General features: G+C 60.2%; 17 protein-coding genes and 3 pseudogenes. 14 read left to right on the top strand and 6 right to left on the bottom strand.

The features are described 5' to 3' along the window. Positions 1-123: 123 nt before the first annotated feature. Complete coding sequence (locus ACP2YO_RS44285) at positions 124-2,547, bottom strand: DNA topoisomerase (RefSeq protein WP_426437439.1); 2,424 nt, start codon at positions 2,545-2,547, stop codon at positions 124-126. Between the two features lie 416 nt (positions 2,548-2,963). Between ACP2YO_RS44285 and ACP2YO_RS44280 the strand changes: the two genes are divergently transcribed. From ACP2YO_RS44280 to ACP2YO_RS44255, 6 genes and pseudogenes are all read left to right on the top strand, one after another. Beyond that, a complete protein-coding gene (locus ACP2YO_RS44280; RefSeq protein ID WP_426437438.1) occupies positions 2,964-3,524 on the top strand; it encodes a type 1 glutamine amidotransferase domain-containing protein in 561 nt (186 codons plus the stop codon). Positions 3,525-3,647: 123 nt separating this feature from the next. Continuing rightward, positions 3,648-4,082, top strand: a complete 435-nt coding sequence (locus ACP2YO_RS44275) for a PPC domain-containing DNA-binding protein (RefSeq protein WP_426437437.1) — start codon at positions 3,648-3,650, stop codon at positions 4,080-4,082. A 248-nt stretch (positions 4,083-4,330) separates the two neighbouring features. Beyond that, entirely contained in the window at positions 4,331-4,681 is a 351-nt protein-coding gene (locus ACP2YO_RS44270) for a DUF5335 domain-containing protein (RefSeq protein WP_426437436.1), read from the top strand. Between the two features lie 46 nt (positions 4,682-4,727). Next, on the top strand, positions 4,728-5,153 hold the full coding sequence (locus ACP2YO_RS44265; RefSeq protein ID WP_426437435.1) for a DUF3775 domain-containing protein: 426 nt from the start codon (positions 4,728-4,730) through the stop codon (positions 5,151-5,153). A gap of 47 nt (positions 5,154-5,200) precedes the next feature. Next, a pseudogene (locus ACP2YO_RS44260) lies at positions 5,201-5,382 on the top strand (NAD(P)-dependent oxidoreductase); the annotation flags it as partial. A gap of 321 nt (positions 5,383-5,703) precedes the next feature. Then, the gene (locus tag ACP2YO_RS44255) at positions 5,704-6,357 is read left to right on the top strand and encodes a BON domain-containing protein (protein ID WP_426437434.1); all 654 of its coding nucleotides are present in this window, start codon (positions 5,704-5,706) and stop codon (positions 6,355-6,357) included. Here ACP2YO_RS44255 and ACP2YO_RS44250 read toward each other — a convergent pair. After that, entirely contained in the window at positions 6,347-6,592 is a 246-nt protein-coding gene (locus ACP2YO_RS44250) for a hypothetical protein (protein WP_426437433.1), read from the bottom strand. The two genes, ACP2YO_RS44255 and ACP2YO_RS44250, sit on opposite strands and share 11 nt — an antisense overlap. 264 nt (positions 6,593-6,856) lie before the next feature. Between ACP2YO_RS44250 and ACP2YO_RS44245 the strand changes: the two genes are divergently transcribed. From ACP2YO_RS44245 to ACP2YO_RS44230, 4 genes are all read left to right on the top strand, one after another. Beyond that, positions 6,857-7,672, top strand: a complete 816-nt coding sequence (locus tag ACP2YO_RS44245; protein WP_426437432.1) for a universal stress protein — start codon at positions 6,857-6,859, stop codon at positions 7,670-7,672. A 30-nt stretch (positions 7,673-7,702) separates the two neighbouring features. Beyond that, positions 7,703-9,361 (top strand): FAD-dependent oxidoreductase, encoded by a 1,659-nt coding sequence (locus ACP2YO_RS44240; RefSeq protein WP_426437431.1) that lies wholly within the window; start codon positions 7,703-7,705, stop codon positions 9,359-9,361. Positions 9,362-9,607: 246 nt separating this feature from the next. Continuing rightward, positions 9,608-9,961, top strand: a complete 354-nt coding sequence (locus ACP2YO_RS44235) for a hypothetical protein (protein ID WP_426437430.1) — start codon at positions 9,608-9,610, stop codon at positions 9,959-9,961. Between the two features lie 173 nt (positions 9,962-10,134). Continuing rightward, complete coding sequence (locus ACP2YO_RS44230) at positions 10,135-10,590, top strand: hypothetical protein (protein WP_426437429.1); 456 nt, start codon at positions 10,135-10,137, stop codon at positions 10,588-10,590. Positions 10,591-11,097: 507 nt separating this feature from the next. Here ACP2YO_RS44230 and ACP2YO_RS44225 read toward each other — a convergent pair. Together ACP2YO_RS44225 and ACP2YO_RS44220 are read right to left on the bottom strand one after the other, a co-directional pair. Beyond that, positions 11,098-11,382: pseudogene (locus ACP2YO_RS44225) on the bottom strand (PRC-barrel domain-containing protein); the annotation flags it as partial. 111 nt (positions 11,383-11,493) lie between these two features. Then, positions 11,494-11,862 (bottom strand): annotated as a pseudogene (locus ACP2YO_RS44220) (PRC-barrel domain-containing protein); the annotation flags it as partial. A gap of 298 nt (positions 11,863-12,160) precedes the next feature. On the opposite strand from ACP2YO_RS44220, the gene ACP2YO_RS44215 reads away from it, so the two are divergent. Further along, on the top strand, positions 12,161-12,475 hold the full coding sequence (locus ACP2YO_RS44215; RefSeq protein ID WP_426437428.1) for a hypothetical protein: 315 nt from the start codon (positions 12,161-12,163) through the stop codon (positions 12,473-12,475). 82 nt (positions 12,476-12,557) lie between these two features. Here the strand turns inward: ACP2YO_RS44215 and ACP2YO_RS44210 are convergent, their stop codons facing one another. Next, on the bottom strand, positions 12,558-12,989 hold the full coding sequence (locus tag ACP2YO_RS44210; RefSeq protein WP_426437427.1) for a DUF2267 domain-containing protein: 432 nt from the start codon (positions 12,987-12,989) through the stop codon (positions 12,558-12,560). A 274-nt stretch (positions 12,990-13,263) separates the two neighbouring features. Between ACP2YO_RS44210 and ACP2YO_RS44205 the strand changes: the two genes are divergently transcribed. After that, positions 13,264-13,569, top strand: coding sequence for a hypothetical protein (locus tag ACP2YO_RS44205; RefSeq protein ID WP_426437426.1), 306 nt, complete (start codon positions 13,264-13,266; stop codon positions 13,567-13,569). Positions 13,570-13,833: 264 nt separating this feature from the next. Here ACP2YO_RS44205 and ACP2YO_RS44200 read toward each other — a convergent pair whose 3' ends face one another. Further along, a complete protein-coding gene (locus ACP2YO_RS44200; RefSeq protein ID WP_426437425.1) occupies positions 13,834-16,035 on the bottom strand; it encodes an efflux RND transporter permease subunit in 2,202 nt (733 codons plus the stop codon). A gap of 449 nt (positions 16,036-16,484) precedes the next feature. Between ACP2YO_RS44200 and ACP2YO_RS44195 the strand changes: the two genes are divergently transcribed. Then, positions 16,485-17,438, top strand: coding sequence for a division plane positioning ATPase MipZ (locus tag ACP2YO_RS44195; RefSeq protein ID WP_426437424.1), 954 nt, complete (start codon positions 16,485-16,487; stop codon positions 17,436-17,438). 81 nt (positions 17,439-17,519) lie between these two features. Further along, a complete protein-coding gene (locus tag ACP2YO_RS44190) occupies positions 17,520-19,904 on the top strand; it encodes a membrane-bound PQQ-dependent dehydrogenase, glucose/quinate/shikimate family (protein ID WP_426437423.1) in 2,385 nt (794 codons plus the stop codon).

Genomic DNA, 19,904 nt, shown 5'->3' with positions numbered 1-19,904 from the left:
TGGTGATGGTGAGGCGCGGACGACGGTAGCTTGACCTGGGTCGAGCAACTGATCCGTGATGGCGTTCATGGTAACTTCGGGCGGTCTATGCCTGTTCGACGCGATCGCTACAGCCGCCGATAGCTATAGCCACCCACGCTCCCCAAATGCAGCCAGATTAGTTCCCGCCGGAGCATACCATCCACCAGAGCGGTAGCGAGCTCCAAGCTTCAGTGCGATGTCCTTGTGGCCATAGGGAATACGGAGCGGCGTGTCGGTGGCGGAATTTTCCGGAGCAGTTGTCGACGAGTTGACCACAGCCGTAGCTTTCCGTTTCCGGTAAGGCTTCTTCAGATCTGTCGATTGGGGCGCAGTCGATCGCGCGGGCTGGTATGCGATCTTACGCGCTGGCTTACGCCGGTTCGTGTTATGGCTCGGATCAATCCAGGCAGTCATGGCGGCCGAGTTGGCCTTCGCCTCATCGGGAATGACGACACTTTTCCCCTGAGAAATTTTTCTAGCGTGTAATATCTGCGGAGAGCTGACCACACCGGGTTCTGGCGTTTCACTGTTGGCTTTCTTGGGGGCGTGTTCGCTTAGGAATTTGCGGCAGATCGATATCGATATCTTATAGCCCGGCGGAGCCTTGACACCCTTCTGCCGGATGAGGCTGTCAGCAAAACGCTTCATCGCGGGTGTTGGGGGATATGCTGCGGCGCCGTTGCCCTCTGTAGCGCTCAACGACGGTAGCCCTCCAGCCGCGGCGCCATCTTTCAGCTTGCCGATGATGCGCTGGGCGACGTCGCATACGGCGTCGATCGCTTCGACCATTTCCTGTTTGCCAACAACGACGTCGTCGAGCAAGCATTCCAGTTGCGCTGTTACACCAGGGTCGACAAGCGCAGGGTCAGCCTGTTTCAAAACGTCAAACAGCGACAGGCCGGTCTCGGTCGGCACGATGTGCTTCCCCTGGGTCATCAGAAAGCTTTGTTTCTTGAGCCCGCCAATGATCTCGGCCCGGGTTGCCGGCGTGCCGATGCCCTTGGCATCCTTTAGGCGTTCCCGAAGAACCTCGTCGGCGACGAAGCGCCAGGCATTTTGCATTGCATCGATCAAAGTGCCTTCGTTGTAACGCGGCGGTGGCCGGGTCTCCTTGTCCTCAATTTTTGGATCATCCATCCGCGCGGTCTCTCCGTCGCGCAGCGCCGGAAGCAATTGTGCTTCATCGCCCTTTTCGTCCGCCGGCTGCCAGTCCGGGAACGCCGCGCGCCAGCCGAGATCGATGGGCTGCCGGCCGGCAGCGCGAAATTCGAAACCACGCACGTCGAGAGTTGCGATTGTCTGGCGGTAGCGGAAATCAGGCATCAAGGCGGCCAGATAAGCCCGCGCGATGAGGTCAAACAGTTTCTTCTCATCGGAGGACAGTCGAGGCCAGACCTCGCGCAGCTTGTCTATCGTGTTGACGTTGGGAATGACTGCGTGATGGCTCGCCCCCTCCAGCTCCTTGTCGTAGAAACTGCCGCTTGCACCTTTGCGGATCACCGGTGGTTCAGGCACGGGGATTGCGCTGAAAGATTGGCCCACTTGCAGTCCGGCCACGATCTTGGGCACGTCCGATATCAAGCTCTGCGGCAGGTAGCGTACCTCCGCGCGCGGATAAGTGATGATCTTCTTGCCCTGGCCGTCATAAAGTTCCTGCGCCACCTCGAGTGTCTTGTTGGCCGGCCAACCGAAGCGCGAGCCGCATAGTTTCTGCAGCGACGGCAAATCGTGCAACTTGGGTGGCCCGTGCCGCTTGTCTTCGACGCGCACGATAAGCGGGCCTTCGAAGCCCCGAACCGCATTGACGACATCCTCGGCGGCGTCGCGCCGGACGATCCTCTTCTGCGGCGCGTGGCGCATCTGGAATTGCCCACCGGCAACCCTTGCGGTCGCAACAACCTCAAAATAGGCCAGCGGCACGAAGTTCCGGATTTCCAGTTCGCGCTTGCAGACAATGGCCAAGGTCGGGGTCTTCACACGACCAACCCCGATCACCCTCCGAGCGCCTTGACCCAAGATAACGGTCGCAGTGCGGGTGAGAGACAGGTTGTAGATCTGGTCGGCCTGCCGGCGCGCGACCGCAGCGGCGTAAAGCCTGGCATATTCGGCGTTGGGTTTTGCCCGCGCGAACGCATCACGGATGGTCTGCGCGTCCTGCGCGGTGAACAGCACCCGGCGCACCTGGCCGCGGTAGTTATAATGCTCCAGAATTTCCTGACCGATGAGCTGGCCTTCGCGGTCGCAGTCAGTGGCGAGCCAAACCTGCTTGGCTGTGCGCAGGGCCTCTCGGATGGCCTTCAGCTTGGCGGCCTTGTTGCCGCCCTGTGCCGGGCGAGTGCCGTAAAGACCTTCCGGTCGTAGGAGAATTGGTGACCAACGTTTCCATTCCGGCACTAAATCTTCCGGTTCGAGCAGGTCGAACAAATGGCCCTCCGCCGGGAGAATGTCCCCGTAACGAGAGCCAACGGCAGCGCGGACGTCTTTCGCTTGGCTGGATTTCTCCGTGATGACGATCTGATCGGCCATGGCGGGCTTCTAGGAGTAATGAATCTGAACTTTAGAACATACGGTGAACAATCGTGCAAGCCCGCCTTTGAAGGCTCATTTGCGGAAGTCACCGCGGTGGTCTGATTTAGCTCGCAGGTTCAAATCACCCGCAACCAAGTATGGTGAACTGCCGCGATCGACCGGAGCACGGTACGAATCCCGTGCAGCCAGCATCAATACGAACGCGCCGACCTTGGCGACCGCTTGCTTTGTGCTCGACGCGACAATGGCATAGCACCTGCCGCGACCATCGAAAGAGCGGTGATCTGGCGCCTGTGCCAGGACGGTCGATCGCTTCGTGCCGCAATCAGATGAAGAGTTGCGCGTTTGAAGCCGTAGGAACGATGGTGTGCAAAGCGGATTGACAGGGGAGCTTTTTCCAAAGGAGTTTCCTGATGGATCTGAAAGGCAAGAAGATTGCGATCCTGGCCACCCATGGCTTCGAGCAATCGGAACTTGAAGTGCCGCGTGACCGCTTGAAGAAAGCGGCTGCTACCGTCGAGGTGATTTCGTTGGCTGCCGGCGAAATCATGGGATGGGACATGAAGGACTGGGGTCGGCCGGTGAAGGTCGACAAGTCGCTCGATCAAGTCTCATCGTCGGACTACGACGCCATCGTGCTACCGGGCGGGCAGATCAATCCCGATCTGCTGCGGGTCGAACCGAAAGCGCTCAGGTTCATCAAGGAAATCTTCGACGCCCAGAAGATCGTCGCCGCAGTCTGCCACGCACCATGGCTGTTGATCGAGACCGGGATCGCGAAGGGACGGAAGATGACGTCCTACAAATCCATCAAGACCGACGTCATCAATGCCGGCGCGAAATGGGAGGATTCCCAGGTCGTGGCCGACCAGGGCGTCATCACCTCGCGCAACCCGGGTGACCTCGAAGCGTTCAGCGCGAAGATCATCGAGGAGGTCAAGGAAGGCCGCCGTGCCCGGCTCAGTGCAGACTAGCCACCGCGTTGGTCCAGTTCGAAAGATACGAATTCACCGCCTTGGCGGGAACGACGTCGTCCAGGCCGATCGATTTAGCAGTCGTAGCCGGACGTCAGGCCCAAACGCGCTCGGGAATAAGAGATGAAAGCAAAATCCGTCGCCGTCGGTTCCGAACGGACCTTTGTCCTCGTCCTCGACGAGGGAGAGGAGGCGTTTAGGGCCATCACCGATTTCGCGAACAAGGAGCAGGTCAGCGGGGCCGCGGTGACCGCGATCGGTGCCTTTGCACATGCTGAGGTTGGCTGGTTCGACCTCGCGGTTAAAAGCTACAAACGGATAGCCGTCAACGAGCAATGCGAAATCCTCAGCCTGATCGGGGATTTGGCGGAGAGCGATAACGGCAAGGCGAGCCTTCACCTCCACGCGGTGCTTGGTCTGCAGGATGGCTCGGTACGCGGTGGCCACTTCCTGTCAGGTTCAGTGCGGCCGACGCTGGAAGTCACGATCAACGAAACAGTCAAGCATATGCGGCGGAAAAAGCGCCTAGATCTCGGGATCGCCCTCCTTAATATCTGAACGCGAGGATGAATCAGTCCATTGATTTCATTGCCGCAGAGATGAGCGTTTTGATCGCACTTTGACTCAGCCTTTTATCGCTGAAGCCGGCGTCGAACTTTTCTGTCACGCGATAGATAACTTTGACGGGCAGCGTCGGGCTGGCCGCGCAAACCTCGTGGAAAATTGATCATTGTCAGCGCGGAGAAACCGGCTTCCAGCTAGCGACGTCGAGGATCCGGCGGAATCTAACTGGGTGTCTACGAACAATGGCGAAGAAGCTCGAAAAATCGGAGTGGAGCGTCTATTTCGATCTCATATCGAAAGCACTGGGCGGCAAACGTGCCGAGATCGAGGTGGCGTCGCTTAAGCTCGGTGATCAGATCGAGGCGGAATGGCTACCGTTCTTCGGGATTTCCTATGATCCGAAGGATGACGTAATCGCGCTCGCACTCGAAGGACACGAGCATCTGATCCACAAACCCAGAGAAATATACATCGAAGGAGAAGGTCTGGCGTTGTCCAGCCTCGAGGTTATCGACGCGGACGGCGTGCGCCAGATCATCGTCCTCAGAGATCCTTTGATGTTGCCGACGCCATCTGCGGCAAAGGCGGGCTGATCGTTCCGTCGCGTTGATCGGAATACCCGCAATTAGGGAGCAAGCGATGCCCGAGTTAGCCGTTTCGCGCGAAAAGATCAGCTTCCTGATCGAAAAAGCGCGGGAGTTTGATGTCAAGGATCTGCCGGCGGACGAGGGGTCCGGATCGAATCCTACTGACGATGGCGAAGTCGACGTATTGCAGGACGATGGCTGCGACTCCGTTGCTGCCGAGATCGCGAGCTTCATCAGGGCCTTGAACGAGGACGAACAAATCGATCTCGTCGCGCTGATGTGGCTCGGACGGGGCGACGGTACGATCGACGAGTGGGAGGATCTGCGCAGCCGCGCGGCCGAACGGCGGGACGGGTACCGCAACCCGCGTTGGGAGACAGTGCGTTACCTGCTCGGCGAGCCGCTGTTGGGCGATCTCCTGGCCGAGGGCCTCGACAAGTTTGGAATATCCTGGGTCGATGAGGTGCCCACGCCTTGACTTGCGCTCTATCGACGGTGGTGACGCGAAAGCGGAGATAATCTATGTTGCCTGACTATCCGAAGCCACCTTATCCGAAACAGAAGCAGCCCGTACCGGTTGGACCGCCAAGATGGACCCGCGTCCGGACCACGGCGAGTACAGCTACAGGGGCTCGGGTAAGTTGAAAGGCATGCGGGCTGTAATCACGGGCGGCGATAGCGGCATTGGACGCGCCGTAGCAATCGCTGGCGGATCCACTATCGAGCTACACTTCAGGAACAACTGTTGCGGTGACCGGTGGGAAGCCGTTTATCTGACCGCTCTCTTCACCCATGCGAGGACCAGCACTGTCGGCGGCAGCGTTGCCGCACTGGACCGAAACCGGAGATGTTGCACAATATTTTATCCATCGGAAGGCTTCATCCGCCGCTAACGTTTGCCCGAATCGCCAAATGCTATGCAGAAATTGACGTTTGTCATCGCTGTTATTTGGGCCGCTCATAGATTGGTCGCAGGCAGTGTCGCTAGCCAAGCACGTAAAGTATTTTGTATGGACGAGGAGTCAATCATGAAATCCGACAGCGAAATCGAGCGCGACGTTCGTGATGAGTTGAAATGGGATCCTGACCTCGACGCAGACGACATTGCCGTTTCCGTCAAGAATGGTGTCGTTACGTTGGCTGGCTTCACCAAGAGTTACACGGACAGGTGGGAAGCCGAGGCTGCCGCAAAGCGAGTGGCCGGAGTTCTTGCTGTCGCGAATGATATCGAAGTCCGCCTGCCCGAGATTGATCGGCGTCCCGATCCTGATATTGCCCGGGATGCGGTTGCCGCGCTAAAGGCGCAATTGCCGATTTCGCATGATCGGATCAAGGTTGTCGTCAAGGATGGTTGGATAACCTTGGAAGGCGCGGTCGAGTGGCAATATCAGAAGAGCACCGCCGAGTACACCGTACGAAAGCTGAAAGGCGTGAAAGGTGTAACCAATGTCATCACGGTGAAGCCAGGGGTGGAACCCTCAGAACTTAAACGCCAGATCCAGGAAGCGTTCAAGCGAAACGCCGAGGTCGACGCCAATCGCATCACCGTTGAAGCCAACGGCAGCGAAGTGGTGCTGAAAGGCTCCGTTCGCTCCTGGATCGAGCGTGAGGAAGCTGAGCGCGTTGCGTGGTCGGCGCCGGGTGTGACCATGGTCGACGATCGGATTGTGGTTAGTCCGTAGCCGGACCTGACAGCGCGCCCGGCAGCACGCCGTGCCTCGCGCGGTGATATTGGTTGTGACCGACCCGCCGGAGCCGCTCGGCGATATTGCGCGCGCAAGCGCAAACCATGATCGCGTGCTGAGCACCGGTACCTTTCTGGATTCCTTGTGCATGCGAGAAAATCGCGCGAAACCGATGCCCATCAAGGGAGAGACGGGCCAGCGCGCCAACATGCGGCGAGGAGACCGCTGCCATGATCGCCGCCGTGCAATCGAACCAGCCGCCCGCCAGCCGCGGTGAGGGTGTCGAGACTCGTCTGCCGGACATCGCGGGAGGTCTAGTGTCGCGCTCGCGCGCACGTTCAACATCGTAGATCCCGGGCTGAAGAATCCGTCGAGCGAACACTGGCGCAGGTGTTTTCCGGAGGTGTTTTCGTATTTTCAATCTGCTGCTGTAGCCGCGCACGAGCGGCGGAACAGCCAAGCATCGCGACGGTTGTCGTCGAGCGAGGAGAGAGCGATGATCAGGGATGTCATGGTGTGGCTGGACGGCGGCGCCTCCGATGAAATTCGCCTGGCGGCCGTCGCCGATATAGCCCGTCGGCTTGAGGCGCGGGTGGTCGTCGGGTTGTATCTCAACGTTCTGCCATTGCCGGGGCCGATCACGGGCGACACCACCGCTGCGATCGTCGAGCATGCGCGCGAAACCGGCGATGCGATGGAGGAGGCGTTAGCCAAGCGATTGCGAATGCTGGATCAGGCGGTCGAGATCCGGCGGTTCGACGTCCTGTCCGACGATGTTGCCAAGATCGCCGCGCGGGAGGCGCGCTCCGCCGACACCTTCGTTGCGCTTCGTCCCAATGGCGCGATGGACCCGGAGCAACTCGTCGAAGGCGTGCTGTTCGGCTCGGGCAGGAACATCTATCTGGTTCCTGAGACGGAGCGGCCGAAGATCGGCTTCGACCGCATCGTGGTCGCCTGGAACGGGAGCCGGGAAGCTGCCCGTGCGCTTGCCGAAGCGATGCCGTTTCTGCACAAGGCGGAAAGAGTGTCGGTCGTCGTTGCGACCGGCGAAAAGCCCACAGAGGAGGAGGCGGTCATGGGGATCGATGCCGTCAACCACCTTCGGCATCATGGAATCGAGGCCAGCCTGCATCGTATCAAGTGCCGCTCCAGCGAAGTCGGGATGCAATTGATGGCGGAGGCCGAGCGCCGGAACGCAGACCTTATTGTCATGGGCGGATATAGTCATATGCGCCTGCGCGAGCGGTTGCTCGGCGGGGTGACCTATAGCCTGATGCACGAAGCGCCTGTCCCGCTGCTGATGGCGCACTAGGGACCGGTGACCCCGACAGCGAGATTGCAAATGTCGACGATTGAGAACCGCAAGCAGATGTTTCCCAAGCTTGCGCCGCATGAAATCGATCGTCTTCGCCGCTTCGGCACCGTGCGGTGCTACCATGCCGGCGAGGCGCTGTTCGTGACCGGAGAAGTTGCCCCGGGCATGTATGTGCTGATCGAGGGCTCGGTGCGTGTCGTCAGGCGCGATCCGCTAGGCCATCGCGCCCCGATCGTGGAGCAAGGACCCGGCGAGTTCGTCGCCGAAGTGGGACAATTGTCAGGGCAGCCTGCCTTTGTCGATGTTCACGCCATCGACGATGTCCAAGCGCTCCTGGTCCCGCCGGAGAATCTGCGCGCCTTGATGATTGGGGAGCCCGAACTCGGCGAACGAATCATGCAGGCTTTAATCCTTCGCCGCGTGGCGCTGATCGAGGCCGGCGCCGGCGGTCCGGTTCTAATCGGCCCCGAATCGAGCCCTGATGTCGTGCGCCTGCAAGGCTTCCTCGCCCGCAATGCCTATCCGCACCAATTGCTTGATCCAGCAACTGACCCCGACGCGGCGAATCTTGTCCGGCAATATGCTCCAGATCCGGCAAACCTGCCGGTTGCCGTGTGTCCGAAAGGAGCGGTTCTGAAAAATCCGAGCGAGGTAGAGTTGGCGCGCGCGCTCGGAATGGTGCCGATCGACGACGAGAGCCGAACCTATGACGTCGCGGTCGTTGGCGCTGGCCCGGCGGGCCTTTCGACGGCGGTCTATGCTGCATCAGAGGGCTTGTCGGTTGTCGTCTTCGACGCCCGCGCCTTCGGCGGGCAGGCCGGCGCAAGCGCGCGGATCGAGAATTATCTCGGTTTTCCCGCCGGCATTTCGGGCCAGGCGCTCGCCGCCCGCGCCTATGTCCAGGCGCAGAAATTTGGCGCTCGGATGGTGATACCCGCGGGCATTTTGCGGCTCGATTTGAGCAACTCGCCGATCAAGCTGCACCTGGAGGATAGCCGGCGTGTAAAGGCCTCGACGGTGGTGGTTGCGACTGGCGCGCGCTACCGCCGCCTCAATGTGCCGAACTTGCCGAGTTTCGAGGGGCGCGGCGTTTGGTATTGGGCTTCGCCAATAGAGGCACGCATGTGTCGAAACGAGGAGATCGTTCTGGTCGGAGGCGGAAATTCGGCGGGCCAGGCCGCCGTATTCCTGCGCAACTTTGCAAAAAAAATCTGGATGCTGGTCCGTGGACCAAGCCTCGCAGAGAGCATGTCGCGTTACCTGATCGACCGCATCGCGAATATTGACCTTGTCGAGGTGCTGACTCACACGGAGGTGGTCGCGCTGTATGGCAGCCCGGAAGGGCAATTGGAGCGCCTACGCTGGCGCAACAACTTGACCGGCGAGGAAACCGAGAAGCCGATCCGCCATCTCTTCCTCTTCATCGGCGCTGACCCGGCAACGGCTTGGCTCAAGGACACAGGGGTCGCGTTGGACAGCAAGGGTTTTGTGCTGACGGGATGGGACGTTCCCTCCAGCATCCGGTCGAACGCTGGCGCTGGCCGTCCGTTGCTGCTCGAAACCAGCGTACGCGGTGTGTTCGCCGCCGGCGACGTGCGATCCGGGTCGGTCAAGCGCGTGGGTGCTGCGATCGGTGAGGGTGCCGTCGTCGGGGCGGAGCTACACATTGCGCTTGCCAACGGCTAGCCTGCAACGGCGATCGAGGCGCGACGCGAGAGGGAACGAAGCGCCGGTCAGGACACGCACGAAACCGCAAGCGCACTTGCACGCACGCCCATCACCGCGGTGAATGGCGGCAGCGCCGAGATGTATCGTGGCCACAACTTGCTGGGTTGATCGTCGTCAAGGTCGGCACCGGCGGATTGGATACGATCGGCTTGAATGCAGAGCCGCGGTCGCGCCGCGGCTCTGGCCAGCTGTTCGAATGCGATCATGAAAGCCACCGTCCCCGGATTGAGCCTTGCGATTCTCGTCTCGCTGCTGAGCGGCCTCGTTCACGCGCGCGACGACGGCCGCTATTCCTTATCGCCGCTCAAGCCATGGTTTGACAGCCTTAAGTCCGGCAAGGGGCCATGTTGTTCGGTTGCTGACGGTCTTGCGATCGCCGACCCGGATTGGGAATCGAAAGACGGTCATTACCGTGTTCGCATCGACAATGAATGGGTCGATGTTCCCGACGATGCCGTGATCACCGAGCCGAACCGGGCTGGCAGGACGATGGTTTGGCCACTCAAGGGGGCGCTGGGTACGACGGTTCGCTGCTTCATGCCTGGCAGCATGACCTGATCCAGCTCTAGCCCTTAGATCCGCCGGCTCTTCCGAATCTGTCGTTGCGCACCGAGCGCGAGCCCTCCGTCGCGAAGTTGCGCGCAGGCCATCAATATCTTGACGGCGGTCAAGGGATCGCTCAGCGATTTGTAGCATCATCGCTCGGGTCAGAGAACCAGTGGAGAACAGCCATGTGCGACTACAGCCTGCACGCCGTCGCGTCACGCCCCGCCAGGATTGGAGAGAGTTTGGTGTCGACCAGCTTCTACGGCACATCGACCCGCGGCTTTGCCGCCAAGAACGAACCCCGCGTCGCGCTCTGTCTGCTGTCCGGCACCGAGCTCGGATTCGAGCAGGATGTGAGATACAATCGCAACTGGTTGTTGACCAAGAGCGCCGGCTTCCGTGTCGCCCAATTCTGCGTTATCCAACCGAAGTCGCCGGAGCAACACCACGATGCCTTGCTGTTTCCCGACGGCACCATCGTTCTTGTGAATCTCCTGTCGGAAGGCCAACATGCTCGGGTGCTTCAATTGCCCGCCACCCAGCTGGCAAAGAAGGTCGGGGCTTGCGCTGAGCACGCTCCTGTCCGCTCGGCCGCGCAGGACGACCGCGTTGAGATCGAACCTGCTCAGCAGGCCTCATAAGCCTGGGCGAGATAATTGGTGCTGCTTCCGCCTCTTGCGCGACCATCGCTCGCTTTCGGCTGCTTGCCTAAAAGTCACTCAAAGGCGCTGCATCAAGGCGACCTAGCGATGCTGTCGAGTTCGCTCCGCGCGGGGACGATGGGCAGCATCGTGCTCAACAAAGCGGAGCGTTGAGGTGTTTGCTAGCGGGGCAACGATAGCCACTGGTCAAGCGATGCCACAGTTTCGGCCTGTTTGGCTTTTCTTAGCAGACGGTCACGTTGGCTCCCGAGAGGAAGCCGAGACGCCTCGTGCCGAGCATCCGCTGCCATTTTCAGCAACCGCTCGCCGAGCAGCGCCTCCTGTTTGACGCGCTTCCGTCTTGCTCTGGTTTTCACCTGCTTGCCATCCATGGGATCTCAGCCTTCCACAGTCCATGCCGCGCGACATAGACAATCGGCTTCTACGGGCCATCTCAGAGCGTTCAAGGCAGCAGCCACGGTCGTACGCAACGGCTCGATCGATTATTCATGGAATATCGGAAGCGACGATCCAATAGTATCTGACTTCCCAATAGTCGTGGACGTCCTGGTCGCGGTCCCGAGTTGTTTGCTCCCAGTTTTCGTCTGGTTCGATCTTCGGGGCGTTCTTGAGCTCGTCCTCGGTGATGTCCACCTGGAAGCCATCGGGCTTTTCGTTGTAGGTCAGCATCGACCATGGAATCGGATAGTGATCCTCGCCGATGCCGAGGAATCCCCCGAAACTAAGGATCGCGTAGGCGATCTGGCCGGTGAGCCTGTCGATCATCAGGCGCTCGACCTTCCCGATGCGCTTGCCGTGCACGTCATAGACCGGCATTCCTTCGACGCTGTCGCTAGTGATGAGGGACGAGGTTTGGCCCTCTTGCCCCGGTGCGGGTTGCTCCCAATAGCCATAGACCTCTTCGTCGCGGTCCAGGTTCGTTTGCTCCCAGCTTTCCCCTTGTTCGATTTTCGGGACGTTCTCGAGCTTCTCTTCGGTGATGTCCACGCGGTAACCGCCGAGCTTCTCATCGTAATCCAGCATCGGCCAGGGAATCGGATAGTGGTTCGCGCCGATCCCAAGGAAGCCCCCAAAACTGAGGAGGGCGTAGGCGATGCGGCCGCCGGATTTATCGATCACGAGATGCTCGATCTTCCCGATACGCTTACCCTGCGGGTCATAGACGGCAGTTCCTTCTACGCGGTCGCTCGCGATCAGAGAGGATGTAGTTCCGCGCTCCGTCGCGGATGCGCGCTGCATTGTGGTCACCATATTTTGGTCTCCTCGATTGCCGCGTTGGTCCCGGAAGTCCTGCACTCTGCAAGCAGCTACGCTGCAATCGCAGTCGTTGCATTGACGGTCGTCAGCGCTAGGGTGCGGGACGTTGCAAGCAATCAGGATCGGCCGTGTATTCGGCGTGCGACGCGTCGCTCGCCGAATATCGAAGCAGCAGACGTTAAACCACCGACCGGGCTGGCCGCCTCGCCGGACGTCGCGTCCCGCGCCTCGTGTTTCCGGACGCTCGCAAGGATTTGAGATGTGACGCGGCTTCCCGGCCGTCGATCATGCCATGCAAATGCGCGGCCGCATTTTCGATGTCCAAGTGCTTGTATTGTCCGGCGCGGCTTTCGGCACTGAGTACGCCGCAGCGGTGGACCTTCTCGAAATCCCCGTACGGAAACTCGTAGTGTCCCTTGGTATCCTCCGGACGCTCGTCATTGATTCCGAGATACCATTTGCCGTACTCGGCAAAATCGCTGCGGCGGAGGAATTCATTTTCCTCGTCGGCCGACGGTCGGTGCTCGCTCCACGCATCCCGTTCGTCGAATACAAAATAACCTTCGCTGATGAGCGCCTTGGCATGGTCGAATGCCCGTCGGTTTAGTCTCACGGCCATAACGGATCTCCATTCATACTGGAATCTTTCCAACCCCCATCCCCGCGGGGCATGAGGGCGCCGCACGCGCCTAGACGTGTGGCTGACGCCACAGCGCACGGACATCGTGCGATGGTTCGTTGGTCACGTGGAGAGCTTCGCCCGGAGCAATATGGCTCTCCAGCACCTGAAAGACCGCGCGAGCGGCTTCCTCGGGCTCGATCGACGCTTGCGCGAGAGTTGCCGCAATCCGGGCGAGAAACTCTTCGCGCGAGCGGATCTTCTCCGGTTTTCCCGACGGTCGCCGCGCCTCGTAGTAGATGCCGCGAACAAGCATCGGTAGCTGATCGCCGAGATGGGCTGCCTCATCGATGATCAGACGATCACGCAGGCAATGCAGAACAGCACGTAATGCCTGATAGGACCGGTGTCGGTCGCGGCCAAGTGTTTGGCCGATCTCCTTGAGCCAGGTGTTGGTCTTGTGGATCGTTTCGTCGAAGATGGCCAGGCCGGTTGTACTCATTGTTGCACCAACTGAAGACGTGGGAATGAATTATGAACGTAGAGGACGAGGCGGCGCTGATGACCATCAGTTTTCTCGTCGCGGCGAGGTTATAGGAACCGATGGCAAACAGATTGACCACAGTCAACGCGTCGGCGACCGAGCCGGCCCGCACTTCGACGAGACCCGTCGAACCGCTCGAAGCCACCGCCGAATGGGAGGCGCCGGAGACTTTCCCGTTCGCGGTGTGAGACACCCGCGGAGCCGATCTCGGAAGGGAACGATGCAATGAGCGATGCCGGAAGACGCCCGCGCGGTTGTGCTGTTCGCGCATGGAAGCGGTAGTGGCCGGCACAGTCCCCGCAATCGCCATGTAGCGCGGCTTCTCAACGAAGCAGGGCTGGCGACGCTGTTAATCGAACTTTTTACGGTGAAAGAGGCGTCGATCGACGTGCGCACTGCAGGGCTGCGCTTCGACATCGAACTGCTCTCCAAAAGGCTCGTAGGGGCGACCGACTGGCTCACGCAATTTCCCGATAGTGGCGGCGGCCTTGCGTCCCGACGTGATCGGCGCGGTCGTCTCGCGAGGTGGCCGCCTTGATCTGGCGGGGGAGGACTCCGACGCTGCTTGTTGGAGGAGACGACGTCCAGGTCGTCCAGCTGAACCGCGAAGCATGCGCATCTGCACGGCGAAAGGCAGCTCGCAATCGTTCCGGGAGCGGCGCATCTCTTCGAAGAGCCGGGTGCCCTCGACGAGGTTGCGCGCCTGGCCCGCGATTGGTTCCTGCGCCATCTTATTCCCTCGACACGACAAGAGGCCTGACCTGGGCGGACGAAGCCCACCATCTTGATGGGTGATGCAAGGTTATTCGGCCGTCTCAACGACCGTCCGTCGCGCAAAGTGGCGGCGCGCGAGGCGGCTTAGAAACGTGATCGTGGGCCGCAGGATCAAGAGGTCCGCGACCAGAGCCGCGAGCATCGCGAAAGCGCTCAACCATCCGAACAGGCGCAGAGACGGCAGGTCGGAGAAGATCGTGACGATGAACCCGCAGGCAAGCACGACGGACGTCAGGATCAGAGGTGGCCCAACCAGAACGGTCGCCCGTTCGACCGCCACCGCGGGATCCTGATCTGGTTTTCCTTCAAGCCGCCAGCGGTTGAGAAAATGGATCGTGGCGCTTAGGCCCAGCCCGAACGAAACGGTCAACGCCACAACACTTGCAAACTGCAGCCCGAGTCCGAGCATCCACAGGATCGTCCCAGACAACACGACCGGAAATATTCCTGGCAGAACCGTCGCGAGCATCACCACCACGGAGCGGAAGGCGAGACCGATGAACGCCGCGACAAAGAGAAACTCCAGCGTCAGACCGCGGTTGAGCTTCTGGATCATGACCGCGCTATTGCGCGCGGAAATCGCCGAGAGCCCGGTGACGGCAATCTTGTAGTTGGGATGCTTGGCTCGGACCGCATTCAGGTCCTTGTCAAGGCGATCGATAGTCGGCAGGAGCTGACTTGCGTCGATATCCGGGACGCGGCCGGAGACCAAAACGGCATCCTGTTCGGCGGAGATGAAGCGGCGCGTCAGATATTCGGGAAGCATATCGACATATTGCTTCAAGGTGGCTACATCCGACCTATGTTCCTTTTCGGCGAGCCAGCGTCGCAGCGTCTCGAGCGACCAGACGTTGACGATGCCGGGTTCTTTTTCCACGATGGCATGCACCTCGGCAATCGTTTCAAGCGTCTCGGGCGCATAGAGCGATGCGTTGAACTTGATTAACACATCGATCGGATTGGAGCCATTGAGCTTGGCATCGAGACGATGGCTTGCATCCACCGCCTGTTCTCGGTCAGGCACCTGGTCGGCCAATCGATAGCGAGGTTCGAGGCTGGCATAGATCAGCGCCAGGCCGCCCACGACAATGACGCCGATCAGACTATAGAGACCCGGACGAGCCACCATGCGGGCTGCGATCCATCGGCAGAAACGCCGCAGTACATCGATTGCGGTGTCGGTTCCCCTGACCTCAGCTGCAAACGTGCTTTCGTCTCGCAGCAGCAGTACACCGAGCATCGGCGCCAGCATCAAGACGGCTGCCAAGGCGATCAGCGTCGCAAGCAGCCCCGCCTGGCCGAACGTCCGTATCACGGCGGAACTTGAGTATTGCAACGCGACGAACGAGAGAGCGGCGGTGGCGTGCGTCAGAACGCATGCAGGACCGATCACCATGATTGTGTTGCGAAGGGCCTCATACTTGCTTTCGCCTTGAAGCATGCGGTCGCGTACCGCAAAGGTTAGCTGCATGCTGTCCGAAAAGCTGATGACCATGATGAGAGGCGTCATCACGTTGAGAAACATATTGAGGCGAAAATCGAGCCAGCCTAGAGCGCCAAGAGCCACGATGATGGCGTACAGCGGCGGACCTGCGGCAATCGCCATGAACGAGACACGTCGAAAGAAAAAGATGGCGATCAGGGCTCCAGCCGCAAATCCAAATGCGTTGTAGCGTACGCTGTCGCGTTCGAGCGCGTTCCGCATTTCGAGCTTCATGACAGGAACGCCGGCCAGGTGCGCCCTAAGGTCGCCTCCGAGATCATTCGCGATGGTCTTGCCTACTTCATCGATTGTGTCCTTGAGGCGGCTGCTCGAGGCGACGGCCGGATCGAGCGCGAGGACGACTAACGTAAGCTGGCCGTCTTCGGACAGCAATTTGCCGCGGATGATCTCGTTTTGCATTACGCGATTGATCAGCCTGTCGTATTCGTCGCCCTGCGGAAGGCTGTCTGGAAACAGTGGTTCGGGAGTGCCGCCGCTCTCACGCGGCTCGCGGGCCGAGAAGATCGAGATGATGCCTCTGGTACCCTCGATCAGTTGAAGGTCCGTGACCAGATCGCGCAGCTTTTCAATCGATGAACGTTGCAGCAAGTTTCGTCCCTCGACCACGATGAGGATATCGAACTCGCTCGATGGAAAACGTTTCGTCGCCTCTTCGAATGTCTTGAACTCCTCGGTATCCGATCGAAAAAGCTGGCTGAGTGAGTCGTCGATCTCGATCCGCGTCATTCCGAAGGCTCCCGCGATCAAGCAAACGATCGCGAGCAGTGCGATAAGGAGGTAATACCGCAGTGAGAGCAGTCCGGCCCGCTCGATCCCGAAAGCGATGCTGCGGGACTTGTTTGGTTGCCGAAGGCCGCGCTCCGGCTCGGTAGATCTCGGTGTCTTCACGTTGGATGGCTTGCTGGCTGAAATTCGCGCGATCAGCCGGATCTACGCTGATCCGCGGCTGGTTTACACGCTCATTGCCACTTCTCATACGTCCGCGCCGTGCGCGGCGGCGATGACAGGCGTCAATTTCCCTGTCGGCGTGAACGCGGATCTCCGTGCGTTCGACCGGGTCACGCCAACGTGTTCGATGCTCTTGTCATCGGTCAACGCATCCCGAACGGATACGTTGTCCGTCTTTGTTGATTGTCGGATTGATCGGACAATCTTTGCGGCAATGGAGTCGTCCAATGCAACACAGAGCGCTTTCCCCGCCGCGGAGCGCGCCCCATGTGATCGTCGTAGGCAATGAAAAAGGCGGATCTGGCAAGACGACGCTGGCGATGCATGTGGCTATCGCGCTGCTGAAGGCGGGACAAAGCGTCGGCACTGTCGATCTGGATGGCAACCAACAAAGTTTGACACGTTACATAGAGAACCGCCGCATTTGGGCGCACCATCGGCGAATTGATCTCGAAATTCCGCCACACCGGCACGTTCCTCTCGCGCAAGGCACGAGCATAGATCAGATCGAGGCCGAAGAGCTGGCGGCGTTCGGGGCGGTGATTTCCACGCTCGCAGGTTCCAGCCGATTCATGATCATCGATACGCCGTCGACCGATAATTATCTGATGCGGCTCGCTCATCTCGTGGCCGACACGCTCTTGACGCCGCTTCAGGACAGCTTTTTGGATTTGTGCCCGCTCGGCCTGACCGATCCCGTCACCCACGAGGTGATCCGAGCCGGCCACTACGCTGCAACTGTGTGCGAAGCTCGGAAGAGGCGGCGGCAGTTTGATTCCGCGTTTCTCGACTGGGTCGTGATCCGCAATCGCTACTCGGAAGAGGAGTTCGTAAAGCGCAGCGTGAGGGAACTCGCAAACCTAATCGGATTCAGGGATCTTGAAGGATGCGCCGAACGTCAGGTGTATCGGAAATTCTTTCCAGCAGGATTGACCGCCTTTGATTCGATTGATGAGGCGCTGCTGGGAGAGCCGGCAAACGCGGCGCACCTCGCGGCCCGGCAGGAAATGGCCGACTTGATCGCGGGGCTAAGGCTGCCCCTCAGTGAGCGGGCCATCCGTCGCGCCGGCGCACGCTCCGAATGGTACGCTCGGCGGAAAGTCCCGCTTGAGATGGACGATATCTTCGCGGACTGTCCGACGTTGGAAAACTATGCGAACGAAGCGAGGTCGGCCCGTTGATGGATATCAAGGCCGCTCGCATCCGCAAGAGCTAGATAGCGATTCGGGGCATCCGGGTTAACAGAGGCTCTCGAACGTTCCATGATGCGGATATTGCTTTATCGGCCGGTGATCTCAGGCGCGATCTTTGTCCTGCTTGGTCTCTATTTTGCGGGCGCCGGCTCATGGCTCGCCGCTCTCGGAGGTACCTTGTATTACGTCATCGCCGGGCTTGGCCTGATCGCAACCGGGGTACTGCTGATTGTTGGGCGGCGGCTTGCCCTTATGGTCTATGGCCTCGTCTGGCTCTACACCGTTGTCTGGGCTCTTGGAGAAAGCGGCTTCGATCCGTGGTACCTGATGCCACGGCTGCTCGCCCCAACCTTGCTCGGCATTTACTTGCTGATGCCTTGGGTGACGCGAGGTCTCTCGCCGCGCTCCAATGGCGGAACGACGTCGTTGGGCGTTGCCCGAGGTGCGGCGACGGTGATCCTCGTCGGATTGCTGATCATGCAAGGTCGAAATTTTCTCGGCCTCGATGCCGCGCATTCGCAAATGGTCGAGGCTCCTGACCGCTCCGCGCCGACCGACAATGACTGGCTGTTCTATGGCCACGATCCCCAAGGCGATCGGTTCGCAGCCGCCACCGAGATCACGCCGGCCAACGTGTCTCAATTGCAGGTCGTATGGACCAACCGCTCCGGCGACAGCGCCGACGAGGCGGAGATCCAACACGAGCGCGAATTTCACAGCGAGGCCACGCCGCTGATGCTCGGCAATACCCTCTATACCTGTTTTCCGCACAGCGTGATCATGGCCATCGATGCCACCACGGGAAAAACCAAGTGGCGCTTCGACCCCAAGGCCGAGCGTCAGGGCAACCCCTATCTCGTCTGCCGCGGCGTGGCATACTATGAGGTCGACGATCCGGAGTGCCCAAGGCGGATCTACGCGCCGGTCTTCGACGCTCGCATCGTCGCACTCAACGCAGATGATGGCCGACCGTGCACCGGGTTCGGCAAGGACGGCTTTATCAACCAGTTGGAAAATCTCGGCAGCTCGCCGCCCGGTTTCACGATCTCGACGTCGCCGCCGCTCGTGATCAACAACCGCATGATCGTCAGTAGCCGCATCCGCGATAATCAGGCGGTGGACGAGCCATCCGGCGTCGTGCGTGCCTACGATCCGAAGACCGGCGGGCTGGTCTGGGGCTGGGATATGGGGCGCGGGGACGACGCGGTGCCGCCACTTCCGCCGGACCAGATCTATACCCGCGGCACGCCCAACGCCTGGGGCGCGCTCACCGCCGATCCAAAACTGAACATGGTGTATCTGCCGCTCGGCAATGCCACCCCGGACTACTTCATCGGCCGCCGCAGGCCGTTCGACGACAAATATGGAAGCTCGATCGTCGCTCTCGATATCACCTCCGGCAAACAAAGGTGGTCGTTCCAGACCGTGCACCACGATCAGTGGGATTTTGATCTGCCGGTCGCGCCCTCGCTGGTCGATCTGCCCGGACCTTCGGGTGAGGTGATTCCTGCCCTGCTGCAAACCACCAAACAGGGTCAGATATTCCTGCTCAACCGCGAAACCGGAACGCCAATCGCGGCCGTCGAGGAAAAGCCGGTGCCAACGGATGGCGCCGCGCCAGGTCAGCCGGTCTCGCCGACCCAGCCGTTTTCAACTGGGATGCCATCCTTTACGCCGGCGAAGCTCAACGAAGCAGATATGTGGGGCGCGACGCCGATCGACCAACTGATGTGCCGGATCGAATTTAGGCGCTTGCGCTACGACGGCATCTTCACGCCGCAGGGCACGGACGGCATCATCGGCCATCCTGCCTTTGATGGCGTCTCCGACTGGGGAGGCGGATCGATCGATCCCGAGCGCAAGATCATGGTGCTCAACACCATGATGATGCCGTTCAAGATTCGCCTGATCCCGCGCGACAGCGCCGAAGGTCGAACAGTCGCCGGCGGCGACCAGGTCGGCGAAGCGCCCCCGCCGAAGACTGGCCTGAATTACTATCCCCAATTCGGCACTCCCTACATAGCTGCGGTCGGCCCGTGGCTTGGCATTTTTCGGACGCCATGTGCCGCACCGCCCTGGGGCCAGCTCTCCGCTGTCGATTTGAAGACGCGCAAGCTGCTCTGGCAGGTGACCCTCGGGACCTCGCGGGATACCGGCCCCTTTGGGCTGCGCCTACCGCTGCCGTTGAACACCGGTGCGCCGAACATCGGGGGCTCGGCGGTGACGCGCAGCGGTTTGATCTTCGTCGCCGCAACGACCGACCAATACCTCCGGGCGTTCGATCTGGCCAATGGTCGGGAGCAATGGCGCAGCCGCTTGCCTGCAGGCGGCCAGGCGACACCGATGGTCTACATTGCGCCGGATAGCCATGAATACGTGCTAGTTACAGCCGGCGGTCATGGCGCATTGGAAACGCGGTACGGCGATTACACCATCGCCTTCCGATTACCCTAG

The sequence above is a fragment of the Bradyrhizobium genosp. P genome, from assembly GCF_049949265.1.
In the GTDB taxonomy this organism is placed as follows: domain Bacteria; phylum Pseudomonadota; class Alphaproteobacteria; order Rhizobiales; family Xanthobacteraceae; genus Bradyrhizobium.
Note: the sequence above shows the minus strand (reverse complement) of the source record. Positions and strands in the feature narration are given on the sequence as shown.

Coding starts and splice junctions, on each gene's coding strand:
- ACP2YO_RS44285 (WP_426437439.1), bottom strand. CDS start 2,547: ATGGCCGATCAGATCGTCATCACGGAGAAATCCAGCCAAGCGAAAGAC.
- ACP2YO_RS44280 (WP_426437438.1), top strand. CDS start 2,964: ATGGATCTGAAAGGCAAGAAGATTGCGATCCTGGCCACCCATGGCTTC.
- ACP2YO_RS44275 (WP_426437437.1), top strand. CDS start 3,648: ATGAAAGCAAAATCCGTCGCCGTCGGTTCCGAACGGACCTTTGTCCTC.
- ACP2YO_RS44270 (WP_426437436.1), top strand. CDS start 4,331: ATGGCGAAGAAGCTCGAAAAATCGGAGTGGAGCGTCTATTTCGATCTC.
- ACP2YO_RS44265 (WP_426437435.1), top strand. CDS start 4,728: ATGCCCGAGTTAGCCGTTTCGCGCGAAAAGATCAGCTTCCTGATCGAA.
- ACP2YO_RS44255 (WP_426437434.1), top strand. CDS start 5,704: ATGAAATCCGACAGCGAAATCGAGCGCGACGTTCGTGATGAGTTGAAA.
- ACP2YO_RS44250 (WP_426437433.1), bottom strand. CDS start 6,592: ATGGCAGCGGTCTCCTCGCCGCATGTTGGCGCGCTGGCCCGTCTCTCC.
- ACP2YO_RS44245 (WP_426437432.1), top strand. CDS start 6,857: ATGATCAGGGATGTCATGGTGTGGCTGGACGGCGGCGCCTCCGATGAA.
- ACP2YO_RS44240 (WP_426437431.1), top strand. CDS start 7,703: ATGTCGACGATTGAGAACCGCAAGCAGATGTTTCCCAAGCTTGCGCCG.
- ACP2YO_RS44235 (WP_426437430.1), top strand. CDS start 9,608: ATGAAAGCCACCGTCCCCGGATTGAGCCTTGCGATTCTCGTCTCGCTG.
- ACP2YO_RS44230 (WP_426437429.1), top strand. CDS start 10,135: ATGTGCGACTACAGCCTGCACGCCGTCGCGTCACGCCCCGCCAGGATT.
- ACP2YO_RS44215 (WP_426437428.1), top strand. CDS start 12,161: ATGCAAATGCGCGGCCGCATTTTCGATGTCCAAGTGCTTGTATTGTCC.
- ACP2YO_RS44210 (WP_426437427.1), bottom strand. CDS start 12,989: ATGAGTACAACCGGCCTGGCCATCTTCGACGAAACGATCCACAAGACC.
- ACP2YO_RS44205 (WP_426437426.1), top strand. CDS start 13,264: ATGCCGGAAGACGCCCGCGCGGTTGTGCTGTTCGCGCATGGAAGCGGT.
- ACP2YO_RS44200 (WP_426437425.1), bottom strand. CDS start 16,035: ATGACGCGGATCGAGATCGACGACTCACTCAGCCAGCTTTTTCGATCG.
- ACP2YO_RS44195 (WP_426437424.1), top strand. CDS start 16,485: ATGCAACACAGAGCGCTTTCCCCGCCGCGGAGCGCGCCCCATGTGATC.
- ACP2YO_RS44190 (WP_426437423.1), top strand. CDS start 17,520: ATGATGCGGATATTGCTTTATCGGCCGGTGATCTCAGGCGCGATCTTT.